Below are 23,473 nucleotides of genomic sequence, written 5' to 3'. Positions count from 1 at the left end.
CTATAATCGCATGCTTTCATTTGCTTGTATGCAGGGAAAACCCTGCGATTTTAGCAGGAAGAGTTACATGAAAATAAGATACATAAATATTCCTCCAATATTGTTTATTTTAAATCTAATTTTCTAACCTCAGTTATCATTTGGCAAACTATAGCAATGCCAATAATTAAAATACCTGATAGTAAAAACCAATGATTTACACCGATTTTATCAGCAAAGAATCCAGAAAGAATTAACCCAATTGGCATAGCAAGTGACATGATACTTCCGATCAAAGAAAATACACGTCCTAAATATTCAGGCTTAATTTTCTCCTGAAAAAGAGCTGTTTGCACACCGCTATAAAATGGCACCGAAAGCCCCATTATTGCACAGCAAACTACGAATATTACAAATCCATTTGGAGGAAGTATTCCCGAAACGGCTAAACTGGTCCCCATTATAAAAAATGAACTTGTTATTAGTAATACATGCTTTTCGAAGCCCCCTAATCTTCCTAATAATAAGCCTCCTGCTAGCATCCCAAATGCAAAGGAAATTTCCGTAATAGAAATATGCACAGGCGTTCCATTAAAGTGTTCCATGCTTATTAAAGGAAATAGTGCATTGATTGGCATATAAACAAAAGTATATAGTGTTCCTAAGAGTAATAAGGCAAACAATCCTTTGTTTTGTCTCAGAACCACAACTCCTTCTTTCATCTCCCTTATGAAATTTGGTTCTAAACTTTGCACTTGATTACCCAGCTTAGGTATACGTACAATTGCTACCGTAATAGATGCAATCACAGCACCCAATACGTCGATGGCAATAATAGCATTTAAATCCCAAACGGAGTATAAGAGTGCTGCAACTGCCGGACTAACAATATAGCTTATAGACTGCAAAGACTGACTATAGCCTGCGCATTTCGTTAGCTGTTCTTCTGGTACTAAAAGTGGTGTAACCGCATTGAGTGCTGGGGTATGAAAAGCTGTTCCAATGCTACGGATAAACAATACTATCATAATCATCCAGACAGGTAGCTCCATACAGAATGCAACAATAGCAAGCACTGCACCAGCTGCTGCGATAATTAAATCGGCACCAATCATTATCTTCTTCCTATCATGACGATCCACTAGCACACCAATGGCAGGTCCCAAAATCGCATAGGGTAAAAAACCTACTAATGAAGCCATAGACAAGACCATCGCAGATCCTGTTTTTTCTGTAAGGTAAAAAATAATCGCCATTTGCAGGATGGCACTAGTGATTAATGATACTGCTTGCCCTGCCCATATTGCATAAAATTTTCGTTTCCAATTGTTGTATTTTTCCATTTATATTATCTCCTGCATATTATTTTGCTTGAATTTCTATTTTGAATAGCATTCTAGGCAATAAAAAATGCAGGCCAAACCCCACAATGTGGCTTTTGGTCTGCATACATACAATTTGGAAACATTCATATTAAAGACATAGTTAAATAAAGGTATAGTTAAATAACCAATATCCTCACCGTAACTAATGAATGCTCAATATCGTATAAATAAGCACAACAAAAAAGCCTATCATCGGGTATAGATTCTGCTTTTTTTATTGCCAGCTTATCTTAAACGCATTGAGGCTGTCATAGTTTCGGTTCCTCCTACATCTTTGTTTATATCAATTTATAGTATAACACAACAAGATGATATGTTCAATATAAAAGTTATGGAATGAGACTCATACTTCCAATTCGATGCCAGATTTAAAGGATATGACGAAGTTTTCTTCATAGACTGTAACGCTCTGGATTATCTTCCTTAGTAGCAAGCGATTAGCTTTCACAAAATCTTCTGTTTGTAGTTTTAAAAATTCATCAGGATTTTCTAACTCAACCTCAAAATATTTCATTTTACATTCCCTCATTTCATTTATTGATAAATTGAGTTTGCAAAAAAGAGTGGACAATTTTTGTCTACTCTTAACCTTTAAAATAGTTTTTTTTAATCGATTTGAAGTTGCCTAAATTATTACTTATTCGGTAAAATGAAGTATTGCTTTCAACAGATTTCCTTCAACTACACTTCACTTGATTCAAACAAGGTGGGTACATTTCTATTCCCACAAACTCCTTGTCAATGGAAACAAACACGTACCCACAGGGTAAATGGAAATAGAAACTGATAATTTCTAGCTATCACTTCTACTCATTCCAAAAATTTTCTCACTCTGATACTTACCCACCATAAAGCAAAAAGCCTTGCAATCAAGGCTTTCATTATCCCTTTCGTTCAAAGGTTTCTAAGCTTTTACGAGCAGAGCGACACACTCAGCGGTTCGCTATCTCCGTTCTGTCTGCGTGCTAGCACTTGTCAATCACGGACAGCTATCGCATGGGCGGAAGTAAATGCTAATCTTCGTCGTTTTACTCCTTGACTAGCAAACTTACCGCCTCAACATGGTGCGTTTGTGGAAAAAGATCCACCGGCTGGACTTTCTTCAAATCGTATCCCAATTCTTGGTAGAGTTTGATATCACGCGCCATGGTTGCGACATTGCAGGAGATATAGGCAATACGGTCTGCTCCTGTTTGGGTACTAGCTTTGATAAAACTTTCGGTCAAGCCCTTGCGTGGTGGGTCCACTAATATAACACTTGGTTGAATACCTTCCTTGAGCCAATTGTTCATAGCATTTTCAGCTGTGTCGCAGACATAGTGGGCGTTTGAAATATTGTTCAGCTGAGCATTCTTTTTGCTATTCTCAACCGCTTCTGGAATTACTTCAACACCATAAACTTCTTTGACATGTTTCGCAACAGAAAGACCAATCGTCCCGATACCAGAATAGGCATCAATAACCACATCATCTTCTTTTAATTCAGCAAAGTCAATGGCTATCTGATAGAGTTTCTCAGCCATTTCAGTATTGACTTGGTAAAAAGCGGGACCAGCGATTTGGTAGTCATTTCCCAACATTTGGTCGGTAATATAGTCTTGACCATAAAGCGTACGCCATTCCTTACCAAAAATCGCATTAGTGTTCTGGTCATTAATATTTTGCATAACAGACACAATCTCTGGGAACTGCTTGATTAGTTGTTCAATTAATTGCTCCACACGAAAAACTTTAGGACGAGTTGTTACCAAAATCACCATAATTTGTCCTGAGTAGTGTCCGCGACGCACCACAAGATTACGAATCAAGCCAGCTTGTTCCTTTTCATCATAAGGTTTCAAATCATAACGGCGGAGCAAGTCGCGTAGGACTACTACTACCTCGTCAATCACAGGATCTTGGATGAAGAAATCTTCCAGTGGCATGAGGTCGTGGGAATTCTTACGGAAAAATCCTGTTTCCAAGATACCATTCACTCTACGTACAGGGACCTGTGCTTTGTTGCGGTACTTGATTGGATTTTCCATACCAAGTGTTTCAGCAACCTCTACATCTGCAATTCCAGCAATCTTGTAAAGACTGTCCTTGACTTGCTTGGTTTTAAATGTGAGCTGTTCTGGATAGGCAAGATGTCCTAAATCAGCGATTCCTGAACGGAGGTAAGCCAAATCTAGATCTTGATTACGGTGTGGTGATTGGACAAGGTATTCTTCCACTTTCCCAAAACCAATCTTTTTATTGACCTTGAGGACACGCATAAGGATTTTTTCACTCGGTAAAGCATTCTCTACAAAAAAGACCAAACCATCCACCTTGGCAACTCCTGCCCCTTCATGGGTCAAGTCAACAATTTCAACTTCTACAATATCATTTTTCTTTAACATTCTCTTCTCTTTCTATTGGCCGACAAAAAAGACGGCAACGTTACGGTTACCATCTATTATACCATGAAATTTCTTAAGAACCAAAACTCTTGAAGAAGTTGACAATGGCTTGCCAGAGGGAGCTTAGGAAATTGCCGCCGTCCTCTAGCGCCTTATCCGCATCAAAGTTAAGGTTAATATTTTTAAAACTGTCGCCAGCTTGTGAAACAATACTTTGTTTCAGGTCATTCAAGGTTTTAGTGAAGTCTGTATTGCTGAGGATATCACTCTTTGAGAGATTCAAAGCAAAATTGATGATGATATTGATCTGGTTTCCTGTTATAACCTGATCAAGTTTGTAATTTTTCAAGGTATCTTCAACAATTTTACGAACATCTTCCTCTGTCAGATTTCCCTTGCTTTCTTTAGCTTTGGCGAGTCCTGACTTGATATCGGCTAGGGCAACGTTTAATTTATTAGCATCATAGCCAGTTTTGTCCTTGTTTTCAGCATTAATATCTGACAAAGCCTTCAACTCTTCTTGAGCCAAATCTTTATTGGCTTGCGGTACCTTGGCTCCATTAGCCTCTAGCGAATAATAAATCCCTGCTAAAGCACTTTCTCCTGTAACTGGAATGGGGGCTGCTACAGTGATTTTGGCGTGTTCCACACCCAAAGTTACGGCTGCATTTCGGTACATATCCTGAGTCACCTTAGTGATGTTTTCTGGTGTTTCAATCTTGACCTCAAGTGGCGACTTGTCACCTAGTTTTTGAATCTTGGCTGATGAATACAACTGTAAACTAGAGTCATTAGCCACATTCATAATCTTAGAATAGACATCAGGTGTCATGGTCTTGAGTTCTTTGGTGTCTGTTGAGGCATTGTAGCCTAGTTTTTTAAGGGTTTGATTTTTTTGGTCTTCAGACAATGAAGAACCTAGGACATATTCGGGTTGGACGTAGGTTTCATCGATAACTTTTTGAACATCTGTTGCTGCATGGACGCTATTCATAGCTGTTACTGCCCACAAAACCGCAGCACTGGTCAGAAAGAGTTTCTTTCTCATAGGGAATTCCCTCCTTTACCTTTCTAGAGTAATATATCTATCTTAAAGAAAACTTATAACAAAAACACCTGGACTAGCCAGATGTTGAAAAGAGAGTGAAACATTTGATGATGTAAAGGTTGAGTTGTACCTGTCTAGAATAGTAATAGTTCCCCCCATTTACGTAAAGTTCAGCACCATGAAAAATAGAAATGGGGTGAATATAACTATAAGTTTTTCCAGTGGCATTACCCAGCAAGGGAGCAACTGTATCACGGGAGTACTGTTTGGCTAGTGCTAGAGTATTTTCTTTGCCATTTTGGGCAATAAAATCGATATAGGCAGGTCCAAAATTATAGGCTTGCACAGCCGTCCAGACATCAACGTCCTTCTTCTGGGCTAGATAGAGATTGTCGGTCAAAGTTTGCACACCTTGCCGAATGCTAGACGCATTATCATTGATGGTATTGGTTGAACCACTTGCAGACTCACTGGACTGCATGACATCGCCTTCTTTTCCTTTTGTTTCGGTATAAATCATAGCGAGCACAAGCTCTTCGTTTGCTGGGGTGTCTTTTTCACTCAAGATTTCGCGAACCATGGGTTGATAGGTCATGACCTGCTTGACATCTTGGTGAACGCGGTAAGCTTTATAACCAGCAAAAAGGAAGACTGCTAGTACAAGCACTCTTCGAATTCGTTTAAACATTATTTACTTTGAATATCCTCGATATTTTTGATTAAGATAGAGTAGGTTCCATTGTCATTTTGGATAAACTCAACAGACTCAGCATCTTGATAGACATTATTGGGAACAATGAGCTCAATTCCATTTGACAAGGAGAGTTTTTGGTTTTCAAATTTCTTTAATTGGCGACTGGCATCAATTTCATCAAACTGAACTGGCTCTGGTACGGCTTCTTTGACTTGGTCAATAAAGCTCAAACGAGCCGTCAGATTGTTGTCAAAAAGGTCATTAGCCAGTTTCTCAGGTGATAATTCATTGCTTTCTTCAAGATTGTTGAAAATCGCTGATTTGACCTTAGATTGAAATTGAAAATCATCTGTGTTAAAAGTCTCAGCAATTCTCTGAGCCGTTTTTTCTAGTTCCTTGATAGATTTCTTAGGTGAAATCTTAGGGGCGACAGCTAGGAGATTCTCTGAAAAATAGTTCACGAAAGCCCCGTTGTACTTGATTCGTTTTTCAATCAGATGGTACTTACGACTTTGAAGATTAACCACCAAGGCCTCATCAGCCCCTGTTCCAAATCCAGGCAGGTTATTCTGAGTCAGCTTGATTGGATTATCAACCTCTCCTCCAAGGTGGGTCAAGGTCTCCCGCAGGGCAATTCGTAAGAAAGCAAAATGTTCTACACCTTCTTTAGAAAATTGCACAAAAATCAAGTCATTGGTCTTGAGATTTTCGGAAATGCTGAACTCCTCTTTCCAGAGATTAGCCAGTGTTACTGATGTCTCCAACAAATCGTCTGTGATGTGATTGAAGAAGGGATTTTCTTCTTCGAAAATCCCAGTCTTAGCTTCATCTGAATACACACGTTCAATTTTTTTACGCAGGTATTCTTCGATTTTTGGAGTGATATTGAGAAACTTATCCGCTAAGAACAGCTCGGTATCATCCGGACTGAACTGATGGATAATAGCTTTCTTAATATAAATGTCCATAAAAATTTTAGTCCTCGTATAACGGGAAGGCATCTGTCAACGCTTTGACTTCACTTCTCACTTCTTCTAAGACAGCTTCATTTTCTGCATTCTTAAGGGTTTTAATGATGAGCTCAGCCACTTTGCGACTTTCTTCTTCACCAAATCCACGTGCAGTAATGGCTGCAGATCCGATACGAATACCACTTGTCTTGAATGGTGACAAGCTTTCGTAAGGGATTGAGTTTTTATTTAGGGTAATATTAACTTCATCCAGCAAGTTTTGAGCAACTTTTCCATTTTCTACAACTTTGGTTACATCAACTAGGAAGAGATGGTTTTCAGTTCCTCCAGAAATGATACGAAAATCAGGGTCTTGCAAGAAGACATCTGCCATAGCCTTGCTGTTCTTGATAACATTAGCAGCATATTCCTTGAAGGCTGGATCTAAGACTTCTTTGAAAGAAACAGCTTTAGCTGCCACAACATGCTCCAAAGGGCCGCCCTGAATACCAGGGAAAATAGCTGAATTGATTTTCTTAGCTAAGTCTTCATCATTGGTCAAAATCAAACCACCACGAGGGCCACGAAGGGTTTTGTGGGTCGTTGTTGTCGTGATATGAGCGTATGGCACTGGGCTTGGGTGAAGACCAGCAGCAACCAAACCAGCGATATGAGCCATATCTACCATAAGTTTAGCCCCAACGGCATCTGCAATTTCACGGAATTTTGAAAAATCGATAATTTGAGAATAGGCTGACGCACCAGCTACAATCAGTTTTGGTTTTACTTCTTGGGCTTGTTTCAAGATAGCATCAAAGTCCAAGAGTTCTGTTTCAGGATCCACACTATAAGAAACAAAGTTGTAGGTTTGACCTGAGAAGCTGACAGGAGCCCCGTGGGTCAAGTGCCCACCTGCTGCCAAATCCATTCCCATAACCGTATCGCCAGGCTCAATCAAGGCCATGTAAGCCGCACAGTTGGCTTGGCTTCCTGAGTGTGGTTGGACATTGGCAAATTTTGCACCGAAAATTTCTTTTGCACGTCCAATAGCTAGACTTTCTACTACGTCTACCACATCAGTTCCACCATAATAACGGCGGCCTGGGTAGCCTTCGGCGTATTTATTCGTCAAGATAGACCCTTGAGCTGCCATAACAGCCTTGGAAACTACGTTTTCCGAAGCAATCAACTCAATGTTGTTTTGTTGGCGTTCTTCTTCTTTGGCAATGGCATTCCAGAGATCAGCATCATATGCTTTAAAATCGTCTTTGTCAAAAATCATAGGTCTTCTCCTTTATAGTGTGACTGGTCCTTTAGTTTGTTTTACAATAAGAAAATAAACTAAAAGATGCGAATAAATCGTTTCTGCACTTTATCACAAGTATAACCGACTTTTTCATAAAATGCATGAGCACCCAGACGATGATCGGCAGAGTTTAAGCGGATAAACCCACAACCACGTCTTTTTGCTTCTTCTTCCAACCCTTGTAATAAGCTTTTACCAATACCTTGCCCTTGTGCTTGAGGTGAAACTGCTAAAGCTAAAATATTAAATCCTGCTTTAGAATAAAGTGATTCATAGACCTCAGCGTGGACATATCCAAGTAAGACATGACTAGCTGCATCCTCATAGCCAAGAAGGAAATGATGGGAATCCTGAGATAGTCTAGCTAATTGACTAGCCGTTTCCTCTGGACTAAAAGAATAACCCAAAGCATCTTGGTTAATGTCACATATAGCTTTCACATCAGTTTCTCTTAAGTCTCTTAACATCTCATTCCTCCTCAAAAGAAATCTCTGGCAACCGAGCAAGAATATCTTCTCGCTTAATCGCCCCTTGGCGTAAGATTTTCACCTTGTCTCCAGACAAATCCAAAATAGTCGAATCCTGTCCAGTTAGAAAAGCATCGTCTTCCAGACCCAGAACCTCTTGGTCAAAATCCTCTAGAATTTGGTTAAAGGTCACTCCACTTGCCTGACCTGAAATATTGGCAGACGGCCCAATCAAGGGACCTGTCTCTCGAATCAAATCAAGGGTAATGGGATGACTCGGCATCCGAAATCCAACAGTTGCAAGACCAGAATTGACCCAATAGGGAACTCTGTCATTTGCTTCAAGAATAAGGGTCAAGGGACCTGGCAAAAAGGTCTCTACAAGTTTTTGCAGATAAGATGGCTGATTCTTAGAAAAGTTCAAGATGTCCTCTAGAGAGGCGATATTGAGATTTAGTGCCTTATCTCTAGGGCGACGTTTGAGCTGGTATACATGATCAACTGCTTTTTCGTCTAGAGCCTTGGCAAAGAGACCGTAAACTGTCTCCGTAGGTAAAACAACCGCCCCACCCTTTTCCAACTCTTGTCTAATCCTGTCCATCATCAATCACGACCATCCTATCTTGACCAAATTGGTCCTTGAGTGTTCGTACTCTTTTTTCAGGAAGATTTTTCCTAAAAAGATCAGGAACACTTTGACCTTGCTTGTATCCAATTTCAAGGTAAATCTTACCACCATCTTTGAGATAGTCTGTTGCATCTTCCGCAATTCTACGGTAAATAGCTAGGCCATCCTCGTCTGCAAAAAGAGCTAGATGAGGTTCCGAATGCAAGACATTCAAGCCAACCTCTGACTCATCTTCACGAGAGATATAGGGTGGATTGGATACAATTATATCATATTTTTCAGAAATTTCTGCAAAACAATCAGATTTTTTGAAAAATATATTAAGTTTTTGATTTTTAGCATTCTCGGACGCAAGGTTAAGAGCCTCTTGGGAAATATCTGCTGCCGTCACCGACCAAGCTGATCTGTTTTTTGCTAATGCAAGGGCAATGGCTCCACTACCTGTTCCGATATCCAGAACTGAAAAATTCGTCTCAGGATTTTCAGCCAGGATAAGCTCCACCAACTCCTCTGTTTCTGGACGAGGGATCAATACTCGCTCATCAACTTTTAACTGCATTCCATAAAAATCTGCCTGTCCAATGATGTACTGTGCCGGTTTATGAGTTGCTAACTGTTGGAAAATTTCTTTTACAAATACTTCTTCCTCTTCAGTCACTTCCTGCTGGAGGGCAAAAACAAAGTCCGTAAAAGATAGATTTTTCAGGCTACGATAGACAAAAGAGAGGCTTTCTGCTTCCTCTCCTTGTCTTATCAATTCTTCTTCAAAATCTGAAAATAATTGAGCTAATTTCATTATTTGTTTAATTCTTCTAATTTTTGCGTTTGGTCATAAAGAACCAAGGCATCCACAACTTCATCCAATTTACCAGACAAAATGGTATCTAGTTTTTGGAGGGTCAAGCCGATACGGTGATCTGTGACACGATTTTGTGGGAAATTGTAAGTACGAATCCGTTCTGAACGGTCACCAGTACCGATAGTAGACTTACGCTCAGCGTCTTGTTCATCCTGAGCAATTTGTGCAAAGTGGTCAGCAACACGCGCACGGATGATTTTCATGGCCTTCTCACGGTTCTTCTGCTGGGTACGTTCTTCCTGCATCTCAACCTTGATATTGGTTGGCAAGTGAACGATACGAACTGCTGTCGCAACCTTATTGACGTTCTGTCCCCCAGCACCAGAGGCGTGATAGATGTCGACACGAAGGTCTTTTGGATCAATATCGTATTCTACTTCTTCGACTTCAGGCATGACAAGAACTGTTGCTGTCGAAGTATGAACACGGCCTTGGCTTTCTGTCACAGGAACACGTTGCACACGGTGGGCACCTGATTCGTACTTAAGCTTAGAGTAAACAGACTGACCTGAAACCATAGCAACTACTTCTTTGAAACCTCCGACACCATTCATAGAGGCTTCCATAACTTCAAAGCGCCAACCTTGGGCTTCCGCATACTTTTGGTACATGGTTAGCAAATCCCCAGCAAAAAGTGCTGCTTCATCTCCACCAGCTGCTCCACGGATTTCAAGGATGATATTCTTGTCATCGTTTGGATCTTTTGGAAGGAGTAATATTTTGAGTTTTTCTTCGTATTCTTCTTTTTCAGCCTTGGCATCTTTCAATTCTTGCTTAGCCATTTCTTCCAAGTCAGCGTCTCCACCTGATTCCTTAATCATCTCTTCAGCGTCAACGATGTTTTGAAGGACTTGTTTGTATTCTCGGTAAGCCATCACTGTATCACGGCTTGAAGCCTCTTCTTTTGAGAGCTCCATGAAACGCTTGGTGTCCGAAACCACATCTGGGTCACTGAGCAACTCTCCTAATTCTTCATAACGGTCTTCTACAGCTTGTAGTTGATCATAGATGTTCATTTTTCTTCATTCTCCTTATTGATTTCAGGGGCAAAATAATGTTTACGGCAAACCGAGATATAGGTTTCATTACCACCAATCTGGATCTGTTCTCCATCGTAAACGGGCAGTCCATCCTGTGTTCGCAAAACCATGGTCGCCTTTTTCTTACAATACTGACAGATGGTCTTGATTTCGTCAATCTTGTCTGCTAAGAGCAAGAGATACTTGGAACCTTCGAACAGTTCATTGCGAAAGTCATTTTTCAAGCCAAAAGCCATGACAGGTATGTCTAACTCATCAACAACACGAGCTAGATCGTAAACATGGTGACGCTTGAGAAACTGGGCTTCATCAACCAACACACAGTAAGGTGTTTCTGGTAGGTCTCGGATATAGCCGAAGATATCGGTAGTTTCCTCAATAGCAATGGCAGGGCGTTTCATGCCAATCCTACTCGACACATAGCCAACACCGTCACGCGTATCCAGAGCCGAGGTCATAATCACAACACCTTTTCCTTGCTCCTCATAGTTATAGGCTACCTTGAGAATCTCAATCGTCTTACCAGAGTTCATGGTCCCATAACGATAATACAACTGTGCCATGTTTCTTGCTTCACGTCCATTTCTAAATTTTTGCTACATTCTAGTATATCATAATTTTCTTAAGCTTTAAACGGCAAAATGTGGTAAAATAGAAGAAATCAAAAACTAGTGGAGGAAGCTATTATGCCATTTGTACGCATCGATTTATTTGAAGGACGCACGCTCGAGCAAAAGAAAGCTCTTGCTAAGGAAGTAACGGAAGCGGTTGTCCGTAACACTGGAGCACCTCAATCTGCTGTCCATGTCATCATCAACGACATGCCAGAAGGAACTTACTTCCCACAAGGAGAAATGCGCACCAAATAAACTAGCTTAAGCAGAATTGCTTAGGCTTTTTCAATCTCCAAGTAGCATCCATTGAAGAAATAGTCCAAATTTGTTACAATTTGAAAAGAGACTTGGAAAAATTTCCAAGAAAAGAGCTATTTATTAAAGGAAACATTATGATTACACGTGAATTTGATACCATCGCTGCTATCTCTACTCCACTAGGTGAAGGGGCTATTGGTATTGTCCGCCTGAGCGGAACAGAAAGTTTTGCTATTGCGCAAAAGATTTTTAAAGGAAAAGACTTGAGTAAGGTTGCTAGCCATACCCTTAACTACGGTCACATCGTTGATCCTCAGACAGGAAAAGTCATGGACGAAGTCATGGTTGGGGCTATGAAGTCTCCAAAGACCTTCACTCGTGAGGATATTATCGAGATTAATACCCACGGTGGTATTGCGGTGACCAATGAGATTCTCCAGTTAGCTATCCGTGAAGGAGCTCGATTGGCAGAACCTGGTGAATTTACTAAACGTGCCTTTCTAAACGGTCGTGTGGACTTGACTCAAGCTGAGGCAGTGATGGATATCATCCGTGCCAAGACAGACAAGGCCATGAACATTGCGGTCAAACAATTAGATGGTTCCCTTTCTGATCTTATCTATAATACCCGTCAAGAAATCCTCAATACACTTGCCCAAGTCGAGGTGAATATTGACTATCCTGAGTATGACGATGTTGAAGAAGCGACTACTGCTGTTGTCCGTGAGAAGACAATGGAGTTTGAACAATTACTAACCAATCTCCTTAGGACAGCCCGTCGTGGCAAAATCCTCCGTGAAGGAATTTCAACTGCTATCATCGGACGTCCTAACGTTGGGAAATCAAGCCTTCTCAACAACCTCTTGCGTGAAGACAAGGCAATCGTAACCGATATTGCTGGTACAACTCGAGATGTCATCGAAGAATACGTCAACATCAACGGTGTTCCACTAAAATTGATTGACACAGCTGGTATTCGTGAAACGGATGACATCGTGGAACAAATCGGAGTTGAGCGTTCAAAAAAAGCCCTCAAGGAAGCTGACCTAGTTCTACTAGTGCTAAACGCTAGCGAACCACTGACTGCTCAAGACAGACAACTTCTTGAAATTAGCCAAGATACAAACCGTATTATTCTTCTTAATAAAACTGATCTTCCTGAAGCAATTGAAGCTTCAGAACTTCCAGAAGATGTCATCCGTATTTCAGTCCTTAAAAATCAAAACATTGATAAGATTGAAGAGAGAATTAACAACCTCTTCTTTGAAAACGCTGGTTTGGTTGAACAAGATGCTACTTACTTGTCAAATGCCCGTCACATTTCTCTAATTGAAAAGGCAGTAGAAAGCCTACAAGCTGTTAATGAAGGTCTTGAACTGGGGATGCCTGTTGATTTGCTTCAAGTTGATTTGACTCGTACTTGGGAAATCCTCGGAGAAATCACTGGAGATGCTGCTCCTGATGAACTTATTACCCAACTCTTTAGTCAATTCTGTTTAGGAAAATAGAAAAATCCATGATCGTTGTTGCGGTCATGGATTTTATTGTCTTTATTAGTAATCTGGTCTTAAGACCCCTGTTACAGTTGCCTTGGTTGCTTCGTAGTCGCCATCTACGACAACCTTGACAATTCGTTTGGCATCTTCTTCTTGTGCTGGAACTAGAGGTAGACGAGTTGGTCCAGCTTCAAATCCCATGTAGTTAAGAACCGCCTTAACAGGAGCAGGACTTGGATAAGAGAAGAGGGCATTGACCTTAGGAATGAATTTACGCTGAATAGCTGCGGCTTTTTTCATATCGCTTTCTGCAATTGCAGTGAACATCTCGTGCATCTCATCCCCATTTGTATGAGAGGCAACAGAAATAACCCCATCCGCACCAAGGTTCATGGCATGGAAAGCATCTCCATCCTCACCAGTATAGACCAAGAACTCTTCTGGTTTGTGCTCAATCAAGTAAGCCATATTAGCCAAGCTAGTACATTCTTTGACACCAATAATATTTGGATGGTCAGCCAAACGAAGCATGGTTTCTGGAGTTAATTCTACAACTACACGCCCTGGAATGTTATAGATAATAATTGGTAGGTCAGAAGCATCTGCAATGGCCTTAAAATGCTGATACATTCCTTCTTGAGAAGGTTTGTTGTAGTAAGGAACAATAGCAAGTCCAGCAGCAAAACCGCCAAATTCCGCTACTTCTTTGACAAACTCAATAGAGTCACGCGTATCATTAGTACCTACACCCGCAATCAAAGGTACACGTCCATTGACAATCTTCTGTACAGCTGCAAATAGCTCCAATTCTTCATCGTGAGTCAAAGTTGGACTCTCAGCTGTCGTCCCTGCGAGAAGAATTCCATCCGTATGATGGCTCAATAAATGCTCAATCAAGGCTGGAATAGCGTCAAAGTTGATGGAACCATCCTCATGGAAGGGAGTAATAAAGGCTGTGATGATTTTACACTCTTTTAAATCTTGATAAGACATGAGAAACACCTCTCTATTTCAAAGAAGGAGTTCATCTGAACTCCTAAACAATATGACTATTTTAATTCAAATTTCAATTCAGCTGTTGGACGAACCAATCCACGTTCGTGAAGAGTTTCTGCAATCTGAACTGAGTTCCAAGCAGCACCTTTGAGAAGGTTATCTGAAACAACCCACATGTGAATTCCTTTTTCTGCATCCAAGTCTTTACGGATACGACCAACAAAGGTATCACGTGAACCCACGGCATTGATGGCTTGAGGATAAATTTGATGAGCTACATCATCTTCAAGAACAGCACCTGGGAAGGCTGAGATAGCTGCTTTTACTTCTTCGATTGGAGCCACTTCTTTTGTTTCGATGTAAACAGACTCAGAGTGAGCTGACAAGACTGGAATACGTACACATGTTGCAGATACTGCAATACTGTCATCTTCCATAATTTTCTTGGTTTCCTTAGTCATCTTCATCTCTTCGTAAGTGTAATCATTGTCAGTGAAGACATCGATTTGTGGAAGAGCATTAAAGGCAATAGGATAATGTTTCTTATCACCACCTGAAGGCAAGATTTCAGCATGCAAATCACGTGGTTTTACACCATCATTCAAGACTTCACGAAGTTCACGTTGTGTCTCAAGAATTGCTCCCATACCAGCACCTGAAACGGCTTGGTAAGTTGAAACAATGATACGATCCAATCCCCATTTTTGACGAACTGGCTCAAGAGCCACCATCATTTGAATTGTTGAACAGTTAGGGCAGGCAATGATTCCGTTGTGAGCATCAAGTGCATGAGCATTGACCTCTGGAACAACCAAAGGAACATCTGGATTTTGACGGAAGTAAGATGTATTATCTACTACTACCGCTCCAGCTTTCACTGCGTATGGTGCATACTTAGCTGACGTAGAACCACCTGCTGAAAAGAGAGCAATGTCAACTCCCTCAAAAGCTGTTTCAGTCGTTTCTTCAATCGTAATATCTTGACCTTTAAATTTCAAAGTCTTGCCCGCTGAACGTGCAGAAGCAAGTAAACGAATTTTATCGATTGGAAGTGTTGATTCTTCCAACATTTTTATCATCTGAGCTCCGACAGCACCTGTCGCGCCAACTACAGCAACTGTATATCCCATAAATAACCTCTTTCGGAATTTTCTAAAAATTTCTATAATAGATGTATTATACTACTTTTTCCATGAATTGCAAAGCTTTTTCATCATTTTTTGGAAAATAAAAATCCCCAGTCGTTTGACTAGGGACTAAGAGGCATCTTCATGTGATGAGCAGGTTCACACAACTCATCAAGGTCCGCTCCTGCGTTATGACCTCCTTATGCTCAATAGTAGTTCGAAGACTACCTATCGACTCATCGCATCTACTATTCTACTAAAGACAATCAATTTTGTCAACAGACGAAACTCTTTAGTTTCATTTACACAGGTGCATAAGAAAAACCTTGGCTTTCCAAGGCTATTTCTGTCTATTTCATGCTAATTGCCGGGATTGAACCGGCGACCTCATCCTTACCATGGATGCGCTCTGCCAACTGAGCTAAATCAGCTTACTTAAAAAGTATACTATAGTTAGAAAAACTTGTCAAGTTTCCTTAGAAATTTTGCATAAGAAAAAGCCAGGTCAGAGTTGCCTAGCTTATCTTCTTCTATTTGCTTAAATCGATTCGACGACCAATTTTACCGATAATAATCGCTCCAACAATTAATGAGGCAAATTCACCAATTCCTGTTGTAAACCAAGTAAGGAAAAATGGTAATTGCGCTACGATATTCAACTCGGCAGCGATGGTGAACATGGAAATTGAAAAGAGGATTGAAAAGAAGAAATGATCTTTTCGAATCAATCCGTTAAAGAGATAATCCTTGCTGTATTTTGCAAAAAGCCAAACACCTAGACTGAGGAATACCAAGGTTGATCCACCACCAACAAAGACATCTAGCAGTCCGAAGCTAAAGAAATTAGCAATCATACAGCCAATGGTAACTCCGATGATGTACTTGGGATTGTAAAAAGCCATAAAGTTCATCATTTCTGAAATACGGAACTGATAAGCACCGTAGCTAATGGCGTTTAGGGGTGGTGTGACAGTCAAAACGACATAGATAGCAGCAACAATTGCAATATCTGCAACATCACGAATAGTTAATTTTTTCATCTTTTCTCCTTTGGCGGTTACCCGCGTGTAATATGCTTGGTGAAAGAAGCTAAGCACCAAGGGTTGATTGAATCAACCTTACTAGTATAGCACAATAGACTGCTTTATGCTATACTAAAAACATGAAAAAACGTATTCAAAGTCTCGTGAAAAATGAGCTTTTACTCTATCTCTTTTTTGGAATAGCCACTACTCTTGTTTCTATCCTATCCAGATTAGTCATTTATCAACTAACTCATAGAGAACTCCTTGCTACTGGACTAGCAAATAGTATCGGTATCCTATTTGCATTTATTACAAATGATAGGCTTGTCTTTAAGCAAGCTAGAGATAATTGGTCAATTCGTTTAGTAAAATTTACTATAGCACGTCTTTCTACTTTTCTTTTAGACTTGTTTTTAGCTTTTCTCTTTGTAACTCAGTTTCCTAATATTATCGGGCAATTTGTAAATTATAATATTAATAAGGTGAATAGTATTGAAACAGTTATTGCACAATTCTTAATAATTATCCTCAATTACATTTTTAGTAAGGTATTTATTTTTAAAAAATAAGAAAAATTTTAAACATATAGCTTGCAAGAACTTCTTAATTAATATATAATTAAGTGTAAAAATTTTTTGAAAGGTAATTATGAAAATGTTAAAAGATCTTAAAGCATTTTTGCTTCGTGGTAATGTTGTTGACCTTGCTGTCGGTGTGATCATTGCCTCTGCTTTTGGTGCAATCGTTACATCACTTGTTAACGATATCATCACTCCACTTATTTTGAATCCAGCCTTGGAAGCTGCGAAAGTACAAAATATCGCTGAGCTTGCTTGGAATGGTGTTACATATGGTAAATTCTTGAGCGCTGTTATCAACTTCCTAGTTATCGGTACTGTTCTCTTCTTTGTAATCAAAGGTATTGAAAAAGCTCAAAGTCTTACTAAGAAAGAAGCTGCTGAGGAAGCTCCAGCTGGTCCAACTGAGTTGGAAGTACTTCAAGAAATCAAAGCCCTTCTTGAGAAAAAATAATCGATTAAAAGGATTTAGCACAAAGCTAAATCCTTTTTTCTTTACTCTTTCGGTAACTTGCCTGCTTTCTCAAGCATTTTTTTGATAAGATATGGCATCTTAACATTTTCCCGACCTTTTTTCTCAATCAGTTTTTTCACAAATTCTGGCATTTGTAAATCTTCAGATTCAGCCAAAATATTTTTAGTCTCATCTGAAGGAACTAACTCATCAAAGGTTTCTTCTTCTGGGAGAAATTCCTTAAATTCTTGATGTTCATTGGCTCTGACTGTATTGACCAAGGCATCAATCAAACGAGAATCTGTATTTGGCATTGGCGGACGATGATAGTTCACCCCAAATTCCTGACACAAGTCATAACATTCCACATCGTTGTCAAACAAGACTTCAATATGCTCGCTGATGAAGCTGATAGGAACAAAAATATAATGGTCTGGATGTTCTTTCTGCTCTCTAAGATACTCCAAGACATCTGGCTTAATCCATGGAATCCCAATATCACTTTCACTTTGCCAAGTGTTAGTATATTGCTCAGAACTCAAACCTAGTTTTTCAGCGACTAGCTTGCTATTTTCAAAAATTTGATCGATATAAGGATCACCAAAATCCAAGGCAAAAATGGGGACACTGTGAGCTGAAAAGATGACTTTAAAGCTATCCTGCTTTACTTCTTCTTTTAAAATCTTAGCAATTTCATCTGCCCAATAGTTTAAGAGCGCTTCTTCTTGATACCAATCCTTAATAACTAAAAATTGAATTTGCTTGCTTTCTAAAAATTTCTCGTATCCCATGACAGAGTAAAAAGAATAATGAGGCTCCAAAATCAAGCAAATACACTGCTCGATTCCGTCTGCTTCCATCTGACTTATCACATCTGGAATAAAGGGTCTAGAAAACTTATTAGCAAAATAAACACTATACTCATTCCCCAGCCTAGCTTCTACTAAGGCAACCTCTTCACGGGTAATTCTTTGCAGAGGCGTACCTCCAATAAGTACATAATTATCATAGAGTGTTTGAATCTCGTGGTCTTGAGGTCTCACTCCGCGACGAATATTTGTGAAAAAATCAGCCACACCTTCAAAGGTAATCTCTTCTGGCGAACCGAAAGTCATCATTAAAATTGCTTTTTTCATAATCGCTTCCTTGTGATATTTTTATCAAGTTTATTTTATCATTTATTCAATAATAAGTAAACGCCAACATAGTGAATTTCCCGAACTTCTGTCTTTTGTTTTTCTCTCTTTTCTATGATACAATGGAAAAAATGAATTCAAAAGGAGTTTTTTATGACTTATCCCAATCTCTTGGACCGATTCCTAACCTATGTTAAGGTCAACACGCGCTCTGATGAACACTCTACTACTACTCCAAGTACACAGAGTCAGGTTGACTTTGCGACAAATGTCCTAATTCCTGAAATGAAACGTGTTGGATTACAAAATGTTTATTATCTACCAAATGGTTTTGCTATTGGAACCTTGCCAGCCAATGATCCATCTTTAACACGTAAGATTGGCTTCATCTCTCACATGGATACTGCTGATTTTAATGCCGAAGGAGTTAATCCTCAGGTGATTGAAAACTACGATGGTGGTTTGATTGAACTTGGAAATTCTGGTTTCAAACTCGATCCAGCAGACTTTAAGAGTCTTGAAAAATATCCAGGACAAACACTCATCACAACAGATGGAACAACCTTACTAGGAGCTGATGACAAGTCAGGTATTGCTGAAATTATGACAGCTATTGAATATCTGACTACTCATCCTGAAATCAAACACTGTGAGATTCGTGTTGGTTTTGGTCCAGATGAGGAAATCGGTGTTGGTGCTAATCAATTTGATGCAGAAGATTTTGATGTTGATTTTGCCTACACAGTTGATGGTGGGCCACTAGGTGAGCTTCAGTACGAGACATTCTCAGCAGCTGGAGCTGAATTGCATTTCCAAGGGCGCAATGTTCACCCTGGTACTGCCAAAGGTCAGATGGTCAACGCTCTTCAGCTAGCAATTGATTTTCATAATCAACTTCCAGAGAATGACAGACCTGAGTTAACAGAAGGTTACCAAGGTTTCTACCATCTAATGGATGTGACAGGTAGTGTCGAAGAGGCGCGTGCAAGTTACATCATTCGTGATTTTGAAAAAGATGCCTTTGAAGCGCGTAAAGCAGCTTTGCAGTCTATCGCTGATAAGATGAATCAAGAACTTGGTAGCGACCGTGTCACCCTAAACTTGACAGACCAGTACTACAATATGAAAGAAGTCATTGAAAAAGATATGACTCCAATTACCATTGCCAAAGCCGTTATGGAAGATTTGGGTATTACTCCTATTATCGAACCAATTCGTGGAGGGACAGACGGCTCTAAGATTTCCTTTATGGGAATCCCAACTCCTAATATCTTTGCGGGAGGAGAAAATATGCATGGACGTTTTGAATACGTCAGCCTTCAGACTATGGAACGTGCAGTTGATACCATCATTGGTATCGTAGCTTATGAAGACTAAAAAGACGAGGTAGCTTAGCTACTTCGCCTTTCTTTTTATTCTGCTGGTTTTTCTTGATTTCCAGTACTTGTTGTAGATTCTGTTGATTCCTTTTCTGAAGATGATTCAGCAGGTTTAGAATCTGTTGTGTTGCTTGCTTTGTTTTCGTCGCTTGCAGTTTCACTATTAGATTCTGCGGCTACTGATGTTTCAGTTTCGGGACTGGTCTTATCAGTATTTGCTTCAGTATTTGTTGCTGGACTTGCTTCTTCACTTGCGCTTGATTTTGACTTGATTTCTTGATTCAAAACTAGGATAGCTTTTGTCAATTCAAGTAAAGCAGCTTTATCTTTACTCTTAGCAGATAGTTGATCTAGTAATGCATCCACCTTATCAAAGTCTTCATCAGAACCCTTATTGTTTTCTAAATATGCGTGAAGCGACATGAGAATATCGTAGAGTTTTTGATAAAGTACAAGTGTCTGAGGATCTTGCTCTGCATTTTCCTTCTCTTGTTGAAGGGCGCTAGCGATACGAGTCAAGACATCTTTTACCTGACTGTTTACTTCATCCAAGTCAGCATCATCCTTATTTGTAGCAGCTTTGAGATTTTCTACTTCTTCTGCCAAGGATTGTCTGATACCTTCTTCTTGGATTTGTTCCAAGAGTTGATTTGCCTTGTTCAAGAGACTTTCTACTTGCTCCTTGTTAACATGATTCACATGTTCTTCAGGCATAAAGTCTCCGTACAATTCTTTCAAGAAGCCATAAATAGCTGTCTTGGCAGTTTGGTTATCTACTTTTTCAGTATCTAGAACTGTTTTCGTCGATTTAGCAGTGGTTGGCTCAGCTTTCAAAGCTTCTTCCACTTCTTGTTTTGCCTGATAGATACTTGGGAATAATTTGTTCAATTCTGCTGCCTTTAGGAAGGATTGAGATTGATACAAGGTCCAAGTCAACTGAGCTACTTTGTTCCGAAGTTCATCATTTAAACGACCGTCATTTACGTGTTCGTAGAAATACTTGATGTATTCCACTGTTGTAACACCTGTTCGGTCATTAAAGTCTTGAAGAGCTTGAAGTTGTGATTCAACCGCTGCTAAACCAGCCTCATCTTTTGCCAATTTAGCTTCTTGAAGTCGAACGAGAAGGTCTTTCTTAGGAAGTCCATAAGAGTCTGTATCTAGTGTATTGATTTTATCAATCAAGGCTTGGTATTTCTTATCTAGAGCGCTTGTTTCAGTAGGTTTGACACTTTCATCAATATGGAGATATTGCTTATCAAAGAGATCAAGGGTTGCAAGATAACCTGCTGTAGAGTTAGTTGCCAGTTTCTTCATGTTTTCAGTAAACTGACCTAAAGCTAACTCAATCTGTCTTTGTTCGATAGGCTTGTCTTTGTAGATACTTCTGCTATCAGCTAGAAGTTGATCCACTTTTTCCAAGACTGCCTTCTCATCAAAAGCTCCAGGTTGATAATTGGATTGTAGGGCTGGAATCTTGTTTTTCAAAGCCACTTCATATCCCTTAGTTTGAACCTTGATGTAGTGATTGTGGTCGCCATGAGGAATCACAAAACTACCATTTTCTACCTGTAAGCTATACGGAGACACGCCATCTCTCAAAGCAGTCGTGTAGAGTTCGTTTAGGAAATCAAGTTCTGGATTGCCAGTTTGGAGTGGCAAACGAACATGTTCCTTACGAACAGCATATGGGTGGATATGAGTTGGATCGTAGGCTTGGTCTGGATTTCCAAAAACAAAGAATCCGTTTGAAATTCTAATCGCTTCAAGTGGAACGCCGTATGTCTTCGAAATATAAGCAATCTTTTCTTCATCGCTAGCATCTCTTGAGAAAGACTCTACCGTTTTAGCAAGAGGTTTTACAGGCTCTGCATCATGATGTGTTTTCAAATGGTCTTGTGCAGCCTTAATTTGCTCTGCTGTCAAATCCTTCTTGAAGAAGTAATGATTATGGTCTCCGTGACTCATGACAAAACCTTGCTCATCCTCACTGATGACACGATTAGCATCAAAACCGTGATCATGGTCTTCATCATGATGGTGTCCATGATGATCTTCATCGTGATCGTCATCATGAGCTGGATTTGGTGTTGCTGTATTTGTCCCTTTCAAGTGGTCTTGCGCTGCCTTGATTTGATCAGCAGTCAAATCCTTCTTGAAGAAGTAATGATTATGGTCGCCGTGACTCATGATAAATCCCGCTTCATCTTCAGCAATAATACGATTGGCATCAAAGCCGTGCCCATCTTCTTCATGTTCCTCATGTGAAACACCAGGATTGACTGGAAGAGATGGCGAAGGTGTTGTTAGACCATTGTTTGGAAGAGTCGGTTGACCAATTTGATTCGACTTAGGAATGTAATGGAAATGATCACCATGTCTTACAATATAAGCTGTAGCAGTTTCTTCGACAATATCTTTAGGATTAAAGATATAACCATCAGATGTTGAAGGAATTTCCTTATTTAATGTTGAAGAAGCATTATTCAATATAGATGGATTACTTGGAAGACTTGCTAGACTAGACGCTACTTCATGAGGTTTTTCATTTGTAGAAACTGTAGAACCAGTTCCACCGATAGGCACCATTCTAGCAATCTTTTCTTCTAAAGGAGAGAGCTTGCTGTAAGGAATAAAGTGATAATGGTCACCATGCGGAATCGCAACTCCATTTGGTGTACGACTGATAATCTTAGCAGGGTCAAAGACCAGACCATCTGATTCACTGTAACGTTTGTCGCTAGGTGAATCGTAGAGTTCTTTCAATAAACTTTGGAGATTTTCAACTTTGCTTTCTAGCTTGCTAGTTGAGCCTTGTGCTACAGATTGCGTGTTATTGTCACTAACTGCTGAAGAATAGCTTAACTGGCTCGGTTGCGTATTTTTACCAGCCAGATGAGCTTTAGCGGCTGCTAATTCACTAGCAGACAAATCACTTTTTGGAATGTAGTGATAGTGTCCTCCGTGAGGAACGATATAAGCATCACCAGTATCTTCGATAATATCAGCTGGATTAAAGACATAACCATCATCTGTCGTATAGCGTCCCTGAGACCTTGCTACAGCAACATCAGAGCTGACCTTCTCATTATCTTTGACATGTTCTTGTTTTTGGCGATTGATTTCATCCTTGGTTCGAACATTATCAGCATGAGAAACATCTTTTAGGTAGACATAATATTTTCCATCGACTTTGATGATATAGCCACCCTTGACCTCATTGACAATATCTCCATCTTTAAGTTGATAGTGTGGATCCTTCATCAAAAGTTCTTCACTAAAGAGGGCATCATAAGGAACTTTCCCATTATAGTAATGATAGTGATCACCGTGTGACGTCACATAGCCCTGATCTGTAATCTTAATGACAATTTGCTCAGCCTGAATTCCTTCTTTCTGGCTAACCTGATCTGGTGTCAAGTTTTCACTTTTCTGACTTGACTGGCTGCCATCCACATAAGAAACACGATTATTGTCCTTATTTTCCTGCGAGCGATGCTGGTTCAGTGCATAGGCGCAAAGACTCAAGGATACGATAACAGCTGATCCAGCTGCAATATACTTTTTACTGAATTTCATAAATCCCTCATTTCAATAAATGATGAAGCTTTTCTTAACTTCTTTTTCTCGGTTAAACAGTTTTTCCTAAACTGGTTATTTAACCAATTAA

At 39.8% G+C, this 23,473-nt stretch carries 22 protein-coding genes, 1 tRNA gene and 1 riboswitch; of the genes, 5 read left to right on the top strand and 18 right to left on the bottom strand.

The genetic code is table 11. The features are described 5' to 3' along the window. Nucleotides 1-104: 104 nt before the first annotated feature. From mef(A) to JQ843_RS06425, 12 genes are all read right to left on the bottom strand, one after another. Nucleotides 105-1,322 (bottom strand): macrolide efflux MFS transporter Mef(A), encoded by a 1,218-nt coding sequence (gene mef(A) / locus JQ843_RS06480; protein ID WP_000417519.1) that lies wholly within the window; start codon nucleotides 1,320-1,322, stop codon nucleotides 105-107. Nucleotides 1,323-1,707: 385 nt separating this feature from the next. Continuing rightward, nucleotides 1,708-1,878, bottom strand: coding sequence for a hypothetical protein (locus JQ843_RS06475; RefSeq protein ID WP_000873143.1), 171 nt, complete (start codon nucleotides 1,876-1,878; stop codon nucleotides 1,708-1,710). Between the two features lie 514 nt (nucleotides 1,879-2,392). Further along, entirely contained in the window at nucleotides 2,393-3,748 is a 1,356-nt protein-coding gene (gene rlmD, locus JQ843_RS06470; RefSeq protein ID WP_203213197.1) for a 23S rRNA (uracil(1939)-C(5))-methyltransferase RlmD, read from the bottom strand. A 73-nt stretch (nucleotides 3,749-3,821) separates the two neighbouring features. Next, complete coding sequence (locus tag JQ843_RS06465; protein WP_203213196.1) at nucleotides 3,822-4,796, bottom strand: DUF1002 domain-containing protein; 975 nt, start codon at nucleotides 4,794-4,796, stop codon at nucleotides 3,822-3,824. A 73-nt stretch (nucleotides 4,797-4,869) separates the two neighbouring features. Then, the gene (gene pmp23 / locus JQ843_RS06460; protein ID WP_084929659.1) at nucleotides 4,870-5,484 is read right to left on the bottom strand and encodes a cell wall hydrolase Pmp23; all 615 of its coding nucleotides are present in this window, start codon (nucleotides 5,482-5,484) and stop codon (nucleotides 4,870-4,872) included. Further along, nucleotides 5,484-6,458, bottom strand: a complete 975-nt coding sequence (locus JQ843_RS06455) for a nucleoid-associated protein (protein ID WP_192855459.1) — start codon at nucleotides 6,456-6,458, stop codon at nucleotides 5,484-5,486. The genes pmp23 and JQ843_RS06455 overlap by 1 nt, the downstream gene beginning before the upstream one ends. Nucleotides 6,459-6,465: 7 nt before the next feature. Further along, nucleotides 6,466-7,722 carry a serine hydroxymethyltransferase gene (gene glyA, locus JQ843_RS06450; RefSeq protein WP_203213195.1) on the bottom strand — a complete coding sequence of 419 codons (1,257 nt, stop codon included), beginning with the start codon at nucleotides 7,720-7,722 and terminating at the stop codon, nucleotides 6,466-6,468. 59 nt (nucleotides 7,723-7,781) lie between these two features. Next, nucleotides 7,782-8,213, bottom strand: coding sequence for a GNAT family N-acetyltransferase (locus JQ843_RS06445; RefSeq protein ID WP_203213194.1), 432 nt, complete (start codon nucleotides 8,211-8,213; stop codon nucleotides 7,782-7,784). Between the two features lies 1 nt (nucleotide 8,214). Next, the gene (locus JQ843_RS06440; protein ID WP_203213193.1) at nucleotides 8,215-8,817 is read right to left on the bottom strand and encodes an L-threonylcarbamoyladenylate synthase; all 603 of its coding nucleotides are present in this window, start codon (nucleotides 8,815-8,817) and stop codon (nucleotides 8,215-8,217) included. Continuing rightward, complete coding sequence (gene prmC / locus JQ843_RS06435) at nucleotides 8,801-9,637, bottom strand: peptide chain release factor N(5)-glutamine methyltransferase (protein ID WP_203213192.1); 837 nt, start codon at nucleotides 9,635-9,637, stop codon at nucleotides 8,801-8,803. Before prmC ends, JQ843_RS06440 begins: the two co-directional genes overlap by 17 nt. Next, nucleotides 9,637-10,716, bottom strand: a complete 1,080-nt coding sequence (gene prfA, locus JQ843_RS06430; protein ID WP_203213191.1) for a peptide chain release factor 1 — start codon at nucleotides 10,714-10,716, stop codon at nucleotides 9,637-9,639. The genes prmC and prfA overlap by 1 nt, the downstream gene beginning before the upstream one ends. Next, nucleotides 10,713-11,303 carry a thymidine kinase gene (locus JQ843_RS06425; RefSeq protein WP_203213190.1) on the bottom strand — a complete coding sequence of 197 codons (591 nt, stop codon included), beginning with the start codon at nucleotides 11,301-11,303 and terminating at the stop codon, nucleotides 10,713-10,715. The genes prfA and JQ843_RS06425 overlap by 4 nt, the downstream gene beginning before the upstream one ends. Nucleotides 11,304-11,426: 123 nt before the next feature. Here JQ843_RS06425 and JQ843_RS06420 point away from each other — a divergent pair, with 123 nt between their 5' ends. Both JQ843_RS06420 and mnmE read left to right on the top strand, forming a co-directional pair. After that, nucleotides 11,427-11,609, top strand: a complete 183-nt coding sequence (locus tag JQ843_RS06420) for a 4-oxalocrotonate tautomerase (RefSeq protein ID WP_001117401.1) — start codon at nucleotides 11,427-11,429, stop codon at nucleotides 11,607-11,609. A 137-nt stretch (nucleotides 11,610-11,746) separates the two neighbouring features. Further along, complete coding sequence (gene mnmE, locus JQ843_RS06415) at nucleotides 11,747-13,120, top strand: tRNA uridine-5-carboxymethylaminomethyl(34) synthesis GTPase MnmE (RefSeq protein ID WP_203213189.1); 1,374 nt, start codon at nucleotides 11,747-11,749, stop codon at nucleotides 13,118-13,120. Between the two features lie 45 nt (nucleotides 13,121-13,165). Here mnmE and dapA read toward each other — a convergent pair whose 3' ends face one another. The 4 genes from dapA to JQ843_RS06395 form a co-directional block, all read right to left on the bottom strand. Then, nucleotides 13,166-14,101 (bottom strand): 4-hydroxy-tetrahydrodipicolinate synthase, encoded by a 936-nt coding sequence (gene dapA / locus JQ843_RS06410; RefSeq protein ID WP_078228398.1) that lies wholly within the window; start codon nucleotides 14,099-14,101, stop codon nucleotides 13,166-13,168. A 56-nt stretch (nucleotides 14,102-14,157) separates the two neighbouring features. Continuing rightward, nucleotides 14,158-15,234, bottom strand: coding sequence for an aspartate-semialdehyde dehydrogenase (locus JQ843_RS06405; protein WP_203213188.1), 1,077 nt, complete (start codon nucleotides 15,232-15,234; stop codon nucleotides 14,158-14,160). Between the two features lie 355 nt (nucleotides 15,235-15,589). Next, nucleotides 15,590-15,662 (bottom strand) — tRNA-Thr (locus JQ843_RS06400). Nucleotides 15,663-15,761: 99 nt separating this feature from the next. Beyond that, nucleotides 15,762-16,271, bottom strand: coding sequence for a QueT transporter family protein (locus JQ843_RS06395; RefSeq protein WP_033681817.1), 510 nt, complete (start codon nucleotides 16,269-16,271; stop codon nucleotides 15,762-15,764). Next, nucleotides 16,269-16,365, bottom strand: a riboswitch (PreQ1 riboswitch). It overlaps the preceding gene by 3 nt. A gap of 28 nt (nucleotides 16,366-16,393) precedes the next feature. Between JQ843_RS06395 and JQ843_RS06390 the strand changes: the two genes are divergently transcribed. Next, nucleotides 16,394-16,825, top strand: a complete 432-nt coding sequence (locus tag JQ843_RS06390; RefSeq protein WP_203213187.1) for a GtrA family protein — start codon at nucleotides 16,394-16,396, stop codon at nucleotides 16,823-16,825. Between the two features lie 85 nt (nucleotides 16,826-16,910). Further along, nucleotides 16,911-17,288 (top strand): large conductance mechanosensitive channel protein MscL, encoded by a 378-nt coding sequence (mscL, locus tag JQ843_RS06385; protein ID WP_004262437.1) that lies wholly within the window; start codon nucleotides 16,911-16,913, stop codon nucleotides 17,286-17,288. A 41-nt stretch (nucleotides 17,289-17,329) separates the two neighbouring features. On the opposite strand, the gene hemH is transcribed toward mscL, so the two are convergent. Further along, on the bottom strand, nucleotides 17,330-18,424 hold the full coding sequence (gene hemH / locus JQ843_RS06380; protein ID WP_203213186.1) for a ferrochelatase: 1,095 nt from the start codon (nucleotides 18,422-18,424) through the stop codon (nucleotides 17,330-17,332). Nucleotides 18,425-18,577: 153 nt separating this feature from the next. Here hemH and pepT point away from each other — a divergent pair, with 153 nt between their 5' ends. Then, nucleotides 18,578-19,801 carry a peptidase T gene (pepT, locus tag JQ843_RS06375; RefSeq protein ID WP_203213185.1) on the top strand — a complete coding sequence of 408 codons (1,224 nt, stop codon included), beginning with the start codon at nucleotides 18,578-18,580 and terminating at the stop codon, nucleotides 19,799-19,801. A 35-nt stretch (nucleotides 19,802-19,836) separates the two neighbouring features. On the opposite strand, the gene JQ843_RS06370 is transcribed toward pepT, so the two are convergent. Next, on the bottom strand, nucleotides 19,837-23,382 hold the full coding sequence (locus tag JQ843_RS06370) for a pneumococcal-type histidine triad protein (RefSeq protein WP_203213184.1): 3,546 nt from the start codon (nucleotides 23,380-23,382) through the stop codon (nucleotides 19,837-19,839). Between the last annotated feature and the right edge of the window lie 91 nt (nucleotides 23,383-23,473).

Origin of the sequence: Streptococcus mitis (genome assembly GCF_905187495.1) — a bacterium.
Lineage (GTDB): Bacteria > Bacillota > Bacilli > Lactobacillales > Streptococcaceae > Streptococcus > Streptococcus mitis_CU.
The sequence above is the reverse complement of the archived record's forward strand: the minus strand, read 5'-3'. Positions and strand labels throughout refer to the sequence as shown.